Raw genomic sequence first — 14,448 nt, 5'->3', positions numbered from 1 at the left:
TCATGGCCCGATGGCTTGCTTTTTAGGCTCAGAAATGCATCTGCGTTTAGACTGGATGCAGGTGCCCTGTGTCCCGGGGTCTTTTCGCTGTGTGTTCCGATCAAGTCGATCAGGTATGCGCGCGGATACAAACAGCTGACTTCACCACTGAATCGAGTCATTAACGCATGTCTGAAACCATCACCAACACTGCGTCGCGGAGCGATCTGCGCAACGTCGCGATCGTCGCACACGTTGACCACGGTAAGACCACCCTGGTCGACGCCATGCTCAAGCAGACCAACTCCTTCGCTTCCCACGGTGAGGTTGAGGACCGCGTCATGGACTCCGGTGACCTGGAGCGCGAAAAGGGCATCACCATCCTCGCCAAGAACACCACGGTTGCCTACAACGGCCCGTCGTCCAACGGCGAGACCATCACCATCAACGTGATCGACACCCCTGGCCACGCCGACTTCGGTGGCGAGGTGGAGCGCGGTCTTTCCATGGTTGACGGCGTTGTCCTGCTGGTTGACTCTTCCGAGGGTCCCCTCCCGCAGACCCGCTTCGTGCTCCGCAAGGCCCTTGCTGCGCACTTGCCGGTCATCCTCCTGGTCAACAAGACCGACCGCCCTGACGCCCGTATCGACGAGGTTGTCCACGAGTCCATGGACCTGCTCCTGGGCCTCGCCTCCGACCTCGCAGACGAAGTTCCGGACCTGGATCTGGACAAGGTACTCGAGGTTCCGGTTGTCTACGCCGCCGCCAAGGTCGGCCGCGCATCCCTGGACCAGCCGGCCAACGGCTCGGCCCCGGACAACGAGGACCTTGAGCCCCTCTTCAAGACCATCATCGAGCACATCCCGGCTCCGACGTACAACCCGGACGGCGTGCTGCAGGCTCACGTGACCAACCTGGACGCATCGCCGTTCCTTGGCCGTCTCGCCCTGCTCCGCATCTACAACGGCACGCTCCGCAAGGGCCAGACCGTTGCCTGGGCACGCGCCAACGGCGAACTCAAGAACGTCAAGATCACCGAACTGCTGGCCACCAAGGCCCTGACCCGTGTTCCTGCCGAAGAAGCCGGTCCCGGTGAAATCGTTGCAGTTGCCGGCATCGAGGACATCACCATCGGTGAAACCCTCACGGACGCCGAGAACCCGCAGCCGTTGCCGCTGATCACCGTGGATGATCCCGCGATCTCCATGACCATTGGTATCAACACCTCGCCGCTGGCCGGCAAGGTCAAGGGCGCCAAGGTCACCGCCCGCCAGGTGAAGGACCGCCTGGACAAGGAACTCATCGGTAACGTCTCCATCAAGGTTCTGCCCACCGAGCGTCCTGACGCCTGGGAAGTCCAGGGCCGTGGCGAGCTCGCCCTCGCCATCCTGGTGGAGCAGATGCGTCGCGAAGGCTTCGAGCTGACCGTTGGCAAGCCGCAGGTTGTTACCAAGACCATCGACGGCAAGATCCACGAGCCGATGGAGCACATGACCATCGACGTCCCCGAAGAGTACCTCGGCGCCGTAACGCAGCTCATGGCAGCCCGCAAGGGCCGCATGACCAACATGGCCAACCACGGCACCGGCTGGTGCCGCATGGAATTCATCGTTCCGGCCCGAGGCCTGATCGGCTTCCGCACGAAGTTCCTCACGGACACCCGTGGCGCCGGTATCGCAGCTTCCATCTCCGAGGGCTACGAGCCGTGGGCCGGCCCCATCGAATACCGCACCAACGGTTCGATGATCGCCGACCGCGCCGGTGTTGTGACCCCGTTCGCGATGATCAACCTGCAGGAACGCGGCTCCTTCTTCGTCAAGCCCACGTCCGAGGTTTACGAGGGCATGATCGTTGGCGAGAACTCCCGCGCCGACGACATGGACGTCAACATCACCAAGGAAAAGAAGCTCACCAACATGCGTGCAGCTTCCTCCGACACCTTCGAGAACCTGACGCCGCCGCGCGATCTGACCCTCGAAGAGTCCCTCGAATTCGCCCGCGAAGACGAGTGTGTTGAGGTGACCCCGGATGCAATCCGTATCCGCAAGGTCATCCTGGACTCCAACGAGCGCGCAAAGGCCAACCGCGCCCGCGCCAAGTCCTAACACCCGCTGGTTCTGAACCGGTCAAGGACAGCTGCATGAAGAAGGGAGTCGCCGGTACGGTCCGTGGCATAGCCGCGGCCGTACCGGCGGCTCTTTTCGTTGCTGCGGCAGGAACGGCACTGCACCGCCAGGCCATCCAGTGGGCCGGCGTCGGGATCCCTTGGGGCGTAGCCGCCGCGTTGCTGCTTCTCGCCTCGGTTCAGCTGTGGCTCGCCGCCTGGTCACGCTCGGTCGTCCCGACGGCGGTGGCAGGCGTGGTGGGTTATGCCGCCGTCGGCGTATTGTCGTCGGCGGGGCCGTCCAAGCGGTTGGTGCTGGGCGACGCCGTCGGAAACGTCTGGGTTTTTGGGATCGGCGCTGTGACACTGGTCATGCTCGTGGCGGCCAGCCGCCTTCGAACTAGGACGCCTGTCGCCGCGGCGGTGGCGGCGGAACCTCTTTCGCCGCGATGACCAACGCCAAGGGAATTTCGACGTCGGCGGTGCGGGTCCGTACCGTGCAAACGGTGTCGTTGCTGCCCAGCAAGTAGCCCAGGGCGTCAGTGAGGCCTTCCTCGATCTTGTACCGCACCACCACCCGGATGCCCGGCGTTGCGTTGAGCAGGAACTGGCGGGGAGGCAAGTGTGGCGGATTCACCGTTTCATACTAAGACGCGGGCTAGGTTGGCGTGATCGCACTGTTGGATAATAGGCTCAGAAGTTGAGTGCCCGGCATCATGCCGGCAGTATTACCCGGCCATCGCCGGGACAAACCGTGGAGAGGTCTGGGACGTGACGTACGTAATCGCGCAGCCGTGTGTGGATGTCAAGGACAAGGCATGTATTGAAGAATGCCCTGTCGACTGCATTTACGAAGGTGAGCGTTCCCTCTACATCCACCCCGACGAGTGCGTCGACTGTGGTGCCTGCGAACCCGTATGCCCGGTAGAGGCCATCTACTACGAGGATGACACCCCGGAAGAGTGGGCCGACTACTACAAGGCCAACGTCGAGTTCTTTGATGACCTCGGTTCTCCGGGTGGGGCTGCCAAGATCGGCAACACGGGCAAGGACCACCCGTTCATCGCTGCCCTGCCCCCGCAGAACCAAGACCACTAAGGGCGGTAGCTAGGTTGATCTCAGCGGCACCGGCTTTCGGCCTGAACCTGCCTGACTACCCCTGGGAAGCCATGGCGCCGTATGTCGCCACGGCTGCCAAACACCCGGGCGGCGCAGTGAACCTTTCCATCGGCACCCCGGTGGATCCCACGCCCGGACTGATCCGGGACGCGTTGGCCAACGCAGCGGACGCCCACGGCTATCCGACGGTGCACGGCACCGAGGCACTGCGCCAGGCTGTCGTCGACTGGTTCGCCGCCAGGCGCGGGGTGCCCGGGCTGGACCCGAAGGACGTCATGCCTACGGTGGGCTCCAAGGAACTGGTGGCCTGGCTGCCGTTCCTGTTGGGATTGAGCGCCGGTGACGTGGTCGTCCGGCCCACGGTCGCCTACCCGACCTATGACATTGGCGCCTCATTGGCAGGTGCCACGGCCGTTGCTGCCGATGACCTGGATGAGCTGGATCCGGCAACCCGTGCAAAGGTCCGGTTGGTCTGGATCAACTCTCCGGGCAACCCCACAGGAAGTGTCCGGGATGTCGAGTCGCTTCGTCGGATCGTAGCCCAGGCCCGCGAAATGGGCGCAGTGGTGGCCTCGGACGAGTGCTACGCAGAACTGGGATGGGGCGAATGGGATGCCCAGCGCGGGGGAGAGGCTGTCCCCAGCATCCTGGATCCCAGGGTCACAGACGGCTCCACCGATGGCCTGCTGTGCGTCTACTCGTTGAGTAAGCAATCCAACCTTGCCGGTTACCGGGCAGCCTTCGTCGCCGGTGATTCCGCGATCATCGCCAACCTGGTCAACAGCCGCAAGCATGCCGGCATGATCGTGCCGTTCCCCGTCCAGGAGGCCATGCGCGTGGCGTTGGGCGATGCCGGCCATGTCCTCGCCCAGAAAGATCTGTACAGGGGGAGGCGCGAGAGGATCGTGCCCGCCCTGGAGAAATTCGGGCTGCAGATCCACCAGTCCAAGGCCGGGCTTTACCTGTGGTCCACAGCCGGCGAGGCCACCTGGGACACGGTGGCGAGGTTCGCGGAACTGGGCATTGTGGTGGGGCCGGGAGTTTTCTACGGAGACGCCGGTAACGGTTTCGTCCGCGTCGCCCTGACCGGCAGTGACGAGCGGATCGATGCCGCCGTTGAGAGGCTTGTCGCCAACGCATAACAATGCTGTGACTTGCGCCACTTATAGCGCCATTCCGCCAGTAACCGGAGGCTGCGGATTAGTTCCGCGGGGTTACTGGCGGTAGCTTTTTAACTGACTATCAATGGTGGCCTTCTCTAAGAATGCACTCCGGCCGTTGGAGCCCTGCGACAGCGGGGCCGAAGGCGGCGGCACCAGAAGGTGGTTGGACAAGCGTTCGATAGAGGCCCAAAGGCCTCATGAAGGGGACTCCATGACTGAGACCACCAGCGCGACACTGCGCCATGCCGGCGGCGAACTCGAACTGCCGCGCATCAAGGTTGTAGAAGGAAACGAAGGCTACGACGTTTCCAAGCTGCTGAAGCAGACGGGCGCCGTTGCCTATGACCCCGGCTTCATGAACACAGCGGCCACCACCTCGGCCATCACATACATCGACGGCGACGCAGGCATCCTGCGGTACCGCGGTTACCCCATTGAGCAGCTCGCGCAGCACTCGAGCTTCCTCGAAGTTTCCTACCTGCTGATCTACGGCAACCTTCCCACCCCCACGGAGTTGGAAGAGTTCGATCAGCGCATCCGTCGCCACACGCTCCTGCACGAGGAACTCAAGGGCTTCTTTGGCGGGTTCCCGCGCGACGCCCACCCTATGCCGGTGCTTTCCTCGGCCGTTTCGGCGCTGTCCACGTTCTACCAGGACTCGCTGGATCCCTTCAACGCGGAGCACGTGGAAGTTTCCACCATCCGCCTCATGGCCAAGCTGCCCGTCATCGCCGCTTACGCACACAAGAAGTCCATCGGCCAGCCCATGCTGTACCCGGACAACTCCATGAACCTCGTGGAGAACTTCCTGCGCCTGAGCTTCGGCCTCCCGGCTGAGCAGTACGAAATGGACCCGGTTGTCGTCAAGGCGCTGGACCTCCTGCTCATTCTGCACGCAGACCACGAGCAGAACTGTTCAACCTCCACCGTCCGCCTGGTGGGTTCGTCCAACGCGAACCTCTTTGCTTCGGTGTCCGCCGGCATCAACGCCCTCTTCGGACCCGCCCACGGTGGCGCCAACGAGGCCGTCCTGAAGATGCTCCGCCAGATCCAAGCCGACGGCATCAAGCCCGAGGACTACATGGAGAAGGTCAAGAACAAGGAAGACGGCGTCCGCCTCATGGGCTTCGGACACCGTGTCTACAAGAACTACGATCCCCGCGCCAAGATCATCAAGGCAACGGCACACGAAGTCCTGGGCAAGCTCGGCGGCAACGACGAACTGCTGGATATCGCCATGCGCCTCGAAGAGAAGGCCCTGGCCGACGATTACTTCATCCAGCGCAAGCTGTACCCGAACGTCGACTTCTACACCGGCCTGATCTACAAGGCCATGGGTTTCCCGGAGAAGATGTTCACCGTTCTCTTCGCTATTGGACGCCTCCCGGGCTGGATTGCCCAGTGGCGCGAAATGATCAACGACCCCCAGACCAAGATCGGCCGCCCGCGGCAGCTCTACACAGGGGAGCCGGAGCGCAACTACCCGGCCAACTAGTTTCAGGCCAATAACGACGGCGGCCGTCCCACCTCACGCGAGGTGGGACGGCCGCCGTCGTTGTTTCCGCCCCTAAAAGCAACGCGGGGTCACTTATGGCCCATGTTGGGGCCTCCAGGGGGCCATAAGTGACCCCGCGTTGCCTCAGGAAGCGTTGTAGCCGAAGGGGTTGTTCTTCTGCCAGCGCCAGTGGTCTTCACACATCTGGTCCACGGTCTTGGTGGTGGACCATCCGAGGTCCGCCAGCGCAGAGGATGCGTCGGCCCAGAAGGCGGGGAGGTCGCCTGCACGGCGGCCGGTGATCTCATAGGGGATCGGCTGGCCCACGGCCTTCTCGAAGGACCGCAGGACCTCCAGGACGGAAGACCCACGGCCGGAGCCGAGGTTCCAGCGCCGGACGCCGGCACGGTCGGCAATGTAGTTCAGGGCTGCTACGTGGCCCTCTGCCAGGTCCACCACGTGGATGTAGTCGCGCTGGGCCGTGCCGTCCGGGGTGTCGTAGTCGCCGCCGAACACCATCAGCTTCTCTCGGCGTCCAACCGCTACCTGGGCGATGAAGGGGACGAGATTGTTCGGAATGCCCTGCGGGTCTTCGCCGATGCGGCCGGACGGGTGGGCGCCCACTGGATTGAAATAGCGCAGCAGTGCGATATGCCAGCGGTCGTCCGCGTTGCCGAGGTCCGAGAGGATGTCCTCGATTTGTTCCTTGGTGCGGCCGTACGGGTTGTTGGCGCCGATTTCCATCTTTTCGATGTAGGGGATCGGGTTGTGCTCGCCGTAGACGGTGGCCGACGAGCTGAAGACGATGGAGCGCACGTTGTGCTTGTCCATGGCGCGGAGCAGGTTGAGGGTGCCCACGATGTTGTTGTAGTAGTAGGCCAGCGGCTCCTGGACGGATTCTCCTACAGCCTTCAGACCCGCGAAGTGGATCACGGCATCGATCTGGTGCTGGTCGAACACGGCCTCGACGGCGGGCTCATCCACCAAGTCAACCTTGTGGAAGGCCGCGTTCTTGCCGGTGAGCTCGGACACCCGACGCAGGGACTCCTCGCTGGAGTTCACCAGATTATCCAGCACGACGACGTCATGGCCGGCTTCCTGAAGGGACAAGACGGTGTGGGACCCGATGTAGCCGGTGCCACCCGTGACAAGAATTTTCATGGTCCCTACGCTATCGGAAATCGGAGCCACGCCGCTTCGTATTGAGCGGTGTTGAAGCACGTTCGTGCTAAAAACGACTGGTGCCCAAAATTGTTGATGCCGAAGCCCGGCGCCAGGAAGTCGTCCAAGCTGTATTCCGGATCATTGCCAGCGATGGCTTGGAACGGGCATCCCTCCGGGAAGTAGCCGACGAAGCCGGACTGGCCGTGGGCTCGGTACGTCATTACTTTGCCAGCAGCGACGAACTACTGGTCTTCTCCTTTGGGGTCGTCATTGACCGCATCGCCGGGCGCCTCGAGACGGCGCTGTCCGACGTTGAACTGGAAGTCGCCGGCAGTCCGGGACACCACGCAGCCGTCCTGAATCTCCTCGGACAGTTCCTGCCTTTGGATGAGGAACTCGCCGTAGACGCCTGTGTCTGGATGGCCTTCAGGCATGCCGCCCGTATCAAGCCCGTCCTCGCCCCGGAAGCTGAGCGGAGCCACAGGACCGTGGCAGCCGCCATTGGGCGGCTGATCCTGCTTCTGAACCCCGGCCAGGCCGATGCCAGGCAAACCCTGGTGACGGAGGCAGAGCGCCTTTTGGCCACCTTGGACGGGCTCTGTATGCACGCCTTGCTTCAGCCTGAGTGGATGACGGCCGAGGTATGCAGTGACGTCCTGGCATCGCACTTGAAGACGTTGGCGGAGCCAGCGGAGTCCTAGTGCCGGTACGCCAAAGCCCTGCTATCGGCATGGGACAGGGCAGCCCATCAGGAATAGACTGGGTGATGTCGGTATCCTGCTGATGGAGGTCTTGGGATGCACGTATCAGACGGCCAAGGGTGGCGCATCACCATGGACACGTCCGGACCGATGCTCATCGCACTGTATTTGCGCGATGTTGCCGGCCTGGACGGCGCGGGAAAGCCGAGCCTCTCCCACGCGGACCCCAAAGTCCGACACGCAGACCATAGCCATCTCACCTCCGACGTGGGCGGCATCAACGCCCTCAAAACCGAATGGGAAGCCTGGTGGGAAAGCCTGGTGAAGTCCTACCCCAAGCCGGTGTCCGAACTCGAGCCTCCAAGTTTCAAGGCTTTCGGTAACTCGCCGGCGCTCCAGAGGGTCCTCCAAGCCCATTTCGGCTCGGCCTTGGGATGGGCCACGGACAGGATTGACGAATACGCCCGGCTTGAAGCCGAACGAGCGGCAAGCGGCCTGAACCAGGTCCTCAGCGAAATGGTGGAAGACCGGCTGTTGGAGGTGGGCCGCAGCTCCCGGGATTTCGACCTCACCATCATCGAATTGCCGCTCAACGAGCCCCGGGCGTGGTACCTGGAGCCTGACACGATGATCATGAGCCACCGGCTCATGTCCCAGCCGGATGCCTTCCGAAGCTACGTCCAGCCCGTGGTTGAGATGCTCGCCTGACGGAGTTTTTGTACAGCTAATGCCCTTAAGGAGCGCTCTTAAGGGCATTAGCTGTACAAAAACTCACGTGGTGGGAGCTGACACTGTGATGGTGACAGCATCCGAAGATGCAGCGCCAGCTTGCCAACCATCGCGTTTTTCGCGGTTCCAGGTCTGGCCTGCGACATCCACCTGCGTGATGGACAACGCCTTTGCATTCGCAACGGCCCAGTGGGCTACAGCCCAGGCTTGGGTGCCCGTCAGCTCCAGTTGTACCGTGCGGCCCTGGACGGTGGCCGCCTGGGTGCCGAACGCCGTCGTGAGTTCATCCACGACGACGGCAGGGTCGCCTGCCGCTTCCGGCATGCGCAGTTCGCAGTTCAGTGACGACGCCGAATGTCCGGTCAGTGCGGATGCGAAGGCCCGGCCCATGGGCTCATGCTGGGCGTAGGCGCGGGGAAAGGCCGAGCGTTGGACTGCCTGGGCGGCCTGGGTGATTTCCATGGTCTCGTAGCCGGGCACCTTGACCAGGCCGTCGTAGAACGCATTGCTGGCATAGACCGGATCCATGATCTGCGCCTCGGTGCCCCAACCCTGTGAGGGCCTCTGCTGGAACAGGCCCCGGGAATCAGGGCCGGCGTCGTCACCGTAATTGATGTTGCGCAGCCTGGATTCCTGCATGGCAGTGGCCAAGGCAATGCTCGCGGCCCTGGGCGGCAGGCCACGTTTGACCGAGATGGCAGTGATGAGCGAAGCATTCGCAGCCTGGTCCGTGGCGAGCTCGTGGCTTTCGGAGCCGACGACGGCGGTGCAGCGCTCCGTGACCAGGGTCTCGGAGCGCTGCAGTACAGCGACGATCGCGTAGATGGCGCCTGCCACCAGGGCCAGAGCCAGCACCGCTACGATGGCGCGGCGGAACCGGCGCACGGATATCCTCCTGCTAGTTGGCGTGAAGCGCTTCGTTCAGCTCCACCGTCTGACCCTTGCGGGGGAGGACTTCCACGCCGCCGGTGGTGGAGTTGCGACGGAACAGCAAGTTGGGGACGCCGGAGAGTTCCACAGCCTTGATGATCTGGCTGGTGTCTTCGCCGTTTTCGTCTTTGGGGCCCGGGACGCGGACGCGGGTGCCCGCGGTGACGTACAGACCGGCTTCAACAACGGAGTCATCTCCGATGCTGATGCCTACACCGGAGTTGGCACCGAGGAGAACACGCTCACCCAATGCGATCTTTTCCTTGCCGCCACCGGAGAGGGTGCCCATGATGGATGCGCCGCCACCGACGTCCGTACCGTCACCGGCCACGACGCCTGCGGAGATGCGGCCTTCCACCATGGAGGTGCCCAGGGTTCCGGCGTTGAAGTTCACGAAGCCTTCGTGCATCACCGTGGTGCCCTCGGCAAGGTGGGCACCCAAGCGGACGCGGTCGGCGTCGGCGATCCGCACACCGGTGGGGACGACGTAGTCAACCATGCGGGGGAACTTGTCCACGCCGTAGACCACGACGTTGCCGCGCTTGCGCAGGCGGGCGCGGGTCAGCTCGAAACCGTCAACGGCGGCCGGACCGAAGTTGGTCCAGACCACGTTGGGGAGCTTTCCGAAGATGCCGTCCAGGTTGATGCTGTTCGGCTTGACCAGGCGGTGCGACAGGAGGTGCAGCCGGAGGTAGGCGTCGGCCGTGTCCGCGGGGGCGGCGTCGAGGTCGATCTGTGCGAAGACCACTTTCTGCTCGGTGCCGCGGTCGGCGTCCTTGCCCTCTTCTGCCAGTGCTGTGAGTGCGGGGTCGGCGTTGTCGACGTCACGCAGGGTCTCTGCGGCAACGCCCAGTGACGGTGCCGGGAACCAGACGTCCAGAACGGTTGCTTCCCCTGATGCCGAAGTGGCTATGGTGGCGAGGCCGAATCCGTAAGCTGATCGATCGTTGGTGGGCGCGTTTGCGGGCGCAGCGGAGGAAGCAGTTTCAGTCATGGGCCAAGTCTATCCAGCAGGCGGAGGTCGGCTGAAACGCGTCTCATGCCGGTGAAGTCGCATTTGTTGGCATTAAGCTGGACGGGTGACCCTGAACCCTGCTCCCGCCCTTCTTGACCTGCGCCAGGATGTTGCCCTGCTGACGGCCGCGATCATCGACTTCAACTCCGTCTCCGGCAACGAGACCGAACTGGCCGATGCCGTGGAGGCTGCCCTTCGCGCCATCCCTGCCTACACGGTGGTCCGCGATGGCGATGCCATTATTGCCCGGACCGAACTCGGGCGAGCTGAACGGGTGATCCTTGCCGGCCACCTGGACACTGTTCCCCTGCCCACCGTCGAGGGATCGCTCGGCACTGTACCGGCAACCTGGGAATCGGGCACGCCGGGGGAGGGTGTCCTGTACGGCCGCGGCACCACTGACATGAAGGGCGGCGTCGCAGTTCAACTCGCCCTTGCGGCAACACTGTTCGACGACGGAGCGCAGCCGGACAAGGACGTCACCTTCGTCTTCTACGACCACGAGGAAGTGGAAGCGGTCAAGAGCGGCCTCGGCAGGTTGGTCCGCAACCACGGAGACCTGCTCAAGGGTGACTTCGCCATCCTTTTGGAGCCAACCCACGGCACGGTGGAAGGCGGCTGCAATGGAACCAGCCGTTTCGAGGCCACCACGCTCGGTGAGACGGCCCATTCCGCACGGGCCTGGATGGGAGTCAACGCCATCCACGCTGCAGCCCCGATTCTTGAACGCCTGGCTGCCTACGAGCCCAGGACCATCAACGTGGACGGCCTGGACTACCGTGAGAGCCTCAACGCGGTGAAGATCAACGGTGGAACCGCCGGCAACGTGATCCCGGACCGTTGCGTGGTGGAAATCAACTACCGCTTCGCCCCGGACAAGACCCCGGATGAGGCCGAGGCCCATGTCCGCGAACTCCTGGAAGGCTTCGACGTCGTCCGCACGGACGCCGCTGCCGGCGCGCGACCGGGACTTAACCACCCAGCGGCTGCTTCCTTTGTTGCCGCAGTGGGCGCCGAGCCGAAACCCAAATACGGATGGACCGACGTCGCGCGGTTCAGCGAGCTGGGAATCCCGGCGGTGAATTTCGGCCCCGGCGATCCGCTGCTGGCGCACAAGGACAACGAACACGTCGACGCCGACGCCATCCGTGAGTGCCTCCGTGCACTGAGGACGTGGTTGGCGCCGTCGGCATAACCTGCCCATGACGCGAAGGAGGCCCGCAGCCAGTTTGGCTGCGGGCCTCCTTCGCATGGGAGTGCAAGACTTCCCAGCTGCCGCCGTGGGACCTCGTTGCATTGGCGTTCAAAACACCGCTTGCGCCGATGAATGGTGCAGGGACATATTGCGGTCAGGTCAATATCTACGTGTCCAGTGGGCTCGGTCCTGAAAGCATAAGCTCGAGGCCGTGCGTAACTATCTGATATCCGATTCATCAGCGTGAAAAACCCGGGATGCCGATTCTGGAAAGAATCGGCATCCCGGGTTTTTCGTTCTTGAGAGAGTTCGAGGTGCGTGAGACTACTTCTTGTCCGTGCCCGCTGCGTTGACTTGGAGATCCACCGTCTTGATGGCGGAGGCCATGCCGCCGGCTGCCTTCCTGGATCCGCGGCGTTCGATCCAAATGGCCAAGCGCGAAACGGAGAGGTTTATCAGGATGTAGATGGCTGCTCCGACAAAGAAGGCGGAGAACAGGAGGCTGGGCTCGAGGTCCGAAATGAGCTTCACCTTACGCAGGAGTTCCTCGTAGGCCACGATGTACCCGAGGGAAGTGTCCTTAAGGAGGACTACCAGCTGTGCCACCAACGAGGGGAGCATGCGCCGGATAGCCTGCGGAAACTCGATGCTCATTCGCGATTGAAAGCTGCGAAGACCAATCGCCAGGCCCGCTTCACGTTGCCCCTTCGGGAGGGACTGAATGCCGGCTCGCAGGATCTCAGCGAATATGGCTGCGTTATACAACACGAGGCCGCTGACAACGGCCACGAACGGGCTCGTGGCAAACACCAGCAGTACGAACAAGATCATGAGAACCACCGGCATGCCGCGGAGGAACTCGAGAACCACTTGTGTGGGAATACGTATCCACGGAATCAGTGATATTCGGAGCAGGCACAAGGCGACGCCCAACGGAAAAGCGATCACCGCGGCGACACCTGCGGCCTGCAGGGTGGCCAGCAGACCCAAGCCCAGCTGCGTCCAGACGTCCTTGGCGGATTCGTTGACGAAGACCTCCCATCGCGAGGCATTGAAGATGCCCTGCGAGGACAGGATGACGATGGCGCCGATCACTCCACCGAGGATAATGAGCGCGCCAATTACCGAGGCGACGAGGGACATGCGCCTGGCCTTGGGGCCGGGTACGTCATAGAGAACGGAAGTCATCGGGCAATCGCCACCTTTTTCTCGACGAAGTGGGCAAGAAGTCCGAGCGGCACAGTGATCAGGAGGTAGAAGAAGGCCACACCGATCAGGATCCACATGACTGCGTCGCCCCGGCTATTGGACAGCTGAAGGCCATAGCCGAAAAGTTCGAGTACGAAGAACGCGCCGGCAACGGATGAGTTCTTGACCAACGCGATCATGATGTTGATCAAGGGGGGTACAACGGTGCGGAGCGCCTGGGGCAAGACAACCAGCCCCAGGACCTGGGTGAACGTCATTCCGACGCTGCGTGCGGCTTCCGCCTGGCCCACGGGAACACTGTTGACGCCCGAGCGCACGGCTTCTGCGACAAATGCGGCGGTGTAGCTGCTGAGAGCAATGATTGCCGCGACTTCGAACTGTTCAAATTTGACGCCGAGACGGGGCAGCACGATGGCGGAAAAGAAGAAAATAATAGTGAGGGGAGTGTTCCTGGCGACTTCAACGTAGAACGTGCTGAAACCGCGCAGGGCGGCAACGGGCGACACGCGCATTGCTGCCAGGAGGGTGCCAATGATTAGGGCAATGACGCCCGAAACAACAGCTAGGAACAGGGTTCGGAGAAATCCGTCCCAATATTGGGGAAGGCTCTCGAAGATGGCGTCCATGGCTTCCTTCGTCTGTGGCGGAAAAAGGACTGAATCCTAAAGATGAAAGGCTGTCGCCGCCCCGGCAGAGGACGGCGACAGCCACCGGTTCTTTTAGTAGCGGTCGATCTTCGGCAGGTCGGGGACTGTCTTGATGACCTTGCCCGCGGTTGCTTCCCAGGCCTTCTTGTACGTGTCGTCCTTGGCGAATTCCTCCAGCTGGTCGTTGATCCAGTTGCGGAAGACAGTGTCGTCCTTCTTCAGGCCGATGCCGTAGGGCTCTTTGGTGAAGGTTTCTTCGGATGCCAGTTTGAAGGCATCCGGTTCCTTGTCGACGTAGCCCGCAAGGATCACATTGTCCGTTGTAACAGCGACAACCTGCTTATTGCGGAGCGGTTCCAGGCAAGCAGTGTAGTTGGCTGCCGGAACGAGTTCGGCGCCGTACTTGTCGACGATGGTTTTGGCAGGGGTGGAGCCCGTGACGGAGCAGACCTTCTTGCCCTTGACGTCCTCTGGCTTGGTAATGGAGTTGTCGTCCTTGTTTACCAGGAGAGCCTGGCCGGCTTCGTAGTACGGGCCCGCGAAGGAAACCTTTTCCTTGCGGGAGTCATTGATGGTGTAAGTCGCTATGACAAGGTCTACGCGGCCTTGTTCGATGAATGGTTCGCGGTTGGCCGACACGGTCTCCACCCATTCGATCTTGTCAGCGGCGATGCCCAGCTTGGCGGCGATTGCCTTGCCCATTTCAACGTCGAAACCGACAGGCTTGCCGTCCAGGCCCTTCTGGCCGAAGAGCGGCTGGTCGAACTTGGTGCCGATGGTGATCTTCTGTGCCTTGTTCAGCTTTTCCATGGTGGTACCGGCTTCGAAGCTCGCCGAGGCGACAGGGGGAGTGGTGGTGCTGCTGCCGCCACACGCGCTCAGCGTGAGGGCAAGAGCAGCAGAAGCGGCCACCAGGAGCGACTTCCTCCGGGTAATAAGAGACTTCATGGTGTTCCTTTCATTGGATGGCCGCCTTACGGCCGGGGGTGCGGGCTGTA

15 protein-coding genes are annotated in these 14,448 nt (G+C 62.5%); 8 read left to right on the top strand and 7 right to left on the bottom strand.

Annotated elements, in window-relative coordinates:
- Nucleotides 1–167 precede the first annotated feature (167 nt).
- Together typA and PYR64_RS12805 are read left to right on the top strand one after the other, a co-directional pair.
- The gene (gene typA / locus PYR64_RS12810; protein WP_018776557.1) at nt 168–2,084 is read left to right on the top strand and encodes a translational GTPase TypA; all 1,917 of its coding nucleotides are present in this window, start codon (nt 168–170) and stop codon (nt 2,082–2,084) included.
- 35 nt (nt 2,085–2,119) lie between these two features.
- Nucleotides 2,120–2,536 (top strand): hypothetical protein, encoded by a 417-nt coding sequence (locus tag PYR64_RS12805; RefSeq protein ID WP_275775546.1) that lies wholly within the window; start codon nt 2,120–2,122, stop codon nt 2,534–2,536.
- Here PYR64_RS12805 and PYR64_RS12800 read toward each other — a convergent pair.
- Nucleotides 2,484–2,720: a hypothetical protein gene (locus tag PYR64_RS12800; protein WP_082499713.1), complete on the bottom strand. Its 237-nt coding sequence runs from the start codon at nt 2,718–2,720 to the stop codon at nt 2,484–2,486. The two genes, PYR64_RS12805 and PYR64_RS12800, sit on opposite strands and share 53 nt — an antisense overlap.
- 134 nt (nt 2,721–2,854) lie before the next feature.
- Between PYR64_RS12800 and fdxA the strand changes: the two genes are divergently transcribed.
- The 3 genes from fdxA (at nt 2,855) to PYR64_RS12785 (ending at nt 5,860) form a co-directional block, all read left to right on the top strand.
- Nucleotides 2,855–3,181, top strand: coding sequence for a ferredoxin (gene fdxA / locus PYR64_RS12795; protein WP_018776555.1), 327 nt, complete (start codon nt 2,855–2,857; stop codon nt 3,179–3,181).
- Between the two features lie 14 nt (nt 3,182–3,195).
- A complete protein-coding gene (dapC, locus tag PYR64_RS12790; RefSeq protein ID WP_275775541.1) occupies nt 3,196–4,344 on the top strand; it encodes a succinyldiaminopimelate transaminase in 1,149 nt (382 codons plus the stop codon).
- A gap of 232 nt (nt 4,345–4,576) precedes the next feature.
- Nucleotides 4,577–5,860: a citrate synthase gene (locus PYR64_RS12785; protein WP_018776553.1), complete on the top strand. Its 1,284-nt coding sequence runs from the start codon at nt 4,577–4,579 to the stop codon at nt 5,858–5,860.
- A gap of 144 nt (nt 5,861–6,004) precedes the next feature.
- On the opposite strand, the gene galE is transcribed toward PYR64_RS12785, so the two are convergent.
- Nucleotides 6,005–7,021: a UDP-glucose 4-epimerase GalE gene (galE, locus tag PYR64_RS12780; protein WP_039242247.1), complete on the bottom strand. Its 1,017-nt coding sequence runs from the start codon at nt 7,019–7,021 to the stop codon at nt 6,005–6,007.
- Nucleotides 7,022–7,101: 80 nt separating this feature from the next.
- Here galE and PYR64_RS12775 point away from each other — a divergent pair, with 80 nt between their 5' ends.
- Together PYR64_RS12775 and PYR64_RS12770 are read left to right on the top strand one after the other, a co-directional pair.
- Nucleotides 7,102–7,725 (top strand): TetR family transcriptional regulator C-terminal domain-containing protein, encoded by a 624-nt coding sequence (locus PYR64_RS12775; protein ID WP_039242245.1) that lies wholly within the window; start codon nt 7,102–7,104, stop codon nt 7,723–7,725.
- Between the two features lie 96 nt (nt 7,726–7,821).
- Nucleotides 7,822–8,433, top strand: coding sequence for a hypothetical protein (locus tag PYR64_RS12770; protein ID WP_018776550.1), 612 nt, complete (start codon nt 7,822–7,824; stop codon nt 8,431–8,433).
- Between the two features lie 63 nt (nt 8,434–8,496).
- Here the strand turns inward: PYR64_RS12770 and PYR64_RS12765 are convergent, their stop codons facing one another.
- Nucleotides 8,497–9,339, bottom strand: coding sequence for a hypothetical protein (locus tag PYR64_RS12765; RefSeq protein ID WP_018776549.1), 843 nt, complete (start codon nt 9,337–9,339; stop codon nt 8,497–8,499).
- A gap of 13 nt (nt 9,340–9,352) precedes the next feature.
- Complete coding sequence (dapD, locus tag PYR64_RS12760) at nt 9,353–10,378, bottom strand: 2,3,4,5-tetrahydropyridine-2,6-dicarboxylate N-succinyltransferase (protein ID WP_064721641.1); 1,026 nt, start codon at nt 10,376–10,378, stop codon at nt 9,353–9,355.
- An 85-nt stretch (nt 10,379–10,463) separates the two neighbouring features.
- Between dapD and dapE the strand changes: the two genes are divergently transcribed.
- The gene (gene dapE, locus PYR64_RS12755; protein WP_018776547.1) at nt 10,464–11,594 is read left to right on the top strand and encodes a succinyl-diaminopimelate desuccinylase; all 1,131 of its coding nucleotides are present in this window, start codon (nt 10,464–10,466) and stop codon (nt 11,592–11,594) included.
- A 324-nt stretch (nt 11,595–11,918) separates the two neighbouring features.
- Here the strand turns inward: dapE and PYR64_RS12750 are convergent, their stop codons facing one another.
- The 3 genes from PYR64_RS12750 to PYR64_RS12740 all read right to left on the bottom strand — a co-directional run bounded on the left by PYR64_RS12750 (nt 11,919) and on the right by PYR64_RS12740 (nt 14,398).
- On the bottom strand, nt 11,919–12,782 hold the full coding sequence (locus tag PYR64_RS12750; protein ID WP_018776546.1) for an amino acid ABC transporter permease: 864 nt from the start codon (nt 12,780–12,782) through the stop codon (nt 11,919–11,921).
- A complete protein-coding gene (locus tag PYR64_RS12745) occupies nt 12,779–13,429 on the bottom strand; it encodes an amino acid ABC transporter permease (RefSeq protein WP_018776545.1) in 651 nt (216 codons plus the stop codon). Before PYR64_RS12745 ends, PYR64_RS12750 begins: the two co-directional genes overlap by 4 nt.
- Nucleotides 13,430–13,522: 93 nt before the next feature.
- The gene (locus PYR64_RS12740) at nt 13,523–14,398 is read right to left on the bottom strand and encodes a glutamate ABC transporter substrate-binding protein (RefSeq protein WP_018776544.1); all 876 of its coding nucleotides are present in this window, start codon (nt 14,396–14,398) and stop codon (nt 13,523–13,525) included.
- Nucleotides 14,399–14,448 lie beyond the last annotated feature (50 nt).

The organism is Paenarthrobacter sp. Y-19, from assembly GCF_029223985.1.
Classification (GTDB): Bacteria; Actinomycetota; Actinomycetes; order Actinomycetales; family Micrococcaceae; genus Arthrobacter; species Arthrobacter nicotinovorans.
The sequence above is the reverse complement of the archived record's forward strand: the minus strand, read 5'-3'. Positions and strand labels throughout refer to the sequence as shown.